This is a genomic window from Kitasatospora sp. NPDC101157, from assembly GCF_044768255.1.
In the GTDB taxonomy this organism is placed as follows: Bacteria; Actinomycetota; Actinomycetes; order Streptomycetales; family Streptomycetaceae; genus Kitasatospora.
This window is the reverse complement of the sequence record NZ_JBIWPL010000077.1, coordinates 1-1,031: the sequence shown is the minus strand read 5'-3', so window position 1 is coordinate 1,031 and position 1,031 is coordinate 1. Positions and strand designations below refer to the sequence as shown.

Annotated in this window: 1 rRNA gene; it reads right to left on the bottom strand. The window is 55.9% G+C overall.

The window, feature by feature from the left end:
- Window positions 1–2: 2 nt before the first annotated feature.
- Window positions 3–1,031: ribosomal RNA gene (locus ACIRVF_RS42960) — 23S ribosomal RNA — on the bottom strand; the annotation flags it as partial.

The window sequence follows — 1,031 nt, the reverse complement described above, 5'->3', positions numbered from 1 at the left end:
CTGAGGACAAGCCCTCGGCCTATTAGTACCGGTCAACTCCACCCCTCACAGGGCTTCCATATCCGGCCTATCAACCCAGTCGTCTACTGGGAGCCTTACCCTCTCAAGGAGGTGGGAGTGCTCATCTCGAAGCAGGCTTCCCGCTTAGATGCTTTCAGCGGTTATCCCTCCCGAACGTAGCCAACCAGCCATGCCCTTGGCAGAACAACTGGCACACCAGAGGTTCGTCCGTCCCGGTCCTCTCGTACTAGGGACAGCCCTTCTCAACACTCCTACGCGCACAGCGGATAGGGACCGAACTGTCTCACGACGTTCTAAACCCAGCTCGCGTACCGCTTTAATGGGCGAACAGCCCAACCCTTGGGACCTACTCCAGCCCCAGGATGCGACGAGCCGACATCGAGGTGCCAAACCATCCCGTCGATATGGACTCTTGGGGAAGATCAGCCTGTTATCCCCGGGGTACCTTTTATCCGTTGAGCGACGGCGCTTCCACAAGCCACCGCCGGATCACTAGTCCCTACTTTCGTACCTGCTCGACCCGTCAGTCTCACAGTCAAGCTCCCTTGTGCACTTACACTCAACACCTGATTGCCAACCAGGCTGAGGGAACCTTTGGGCGCCTCCGTTACCCTTTAGGAGGCAACCGCCCCAGTTAAACTACCCACCAGACACTGTCCCTGATCCGGATCACGGACCCAGGTTAGACATCCAGCACGACCAGAGTGGTATTTCAACGGCGACTCCACAACAACTGGCGTTGCTGCTTCAAAGTCTCCCACCTATCCTACACAAGCCGAACCGAACACCAATATCAAGCTATAGTAAAGGTCCCGGGGTCTTTCCGTCCTGCTGCGCGAAACGAGCATCTTTACTCGTAATGCAATTTCACCGGGCCTATGGTTGAGACAGTCGAGAAGTCGTTACGCCATTCGTGCAGGTCGGAACTTACCCGACAAGGAATTTCGCTACCTTAGGATGGTTATAGTTACCACCGCCGTTTACTGGCGCTTAAGTTCTCAGCTTCGCCC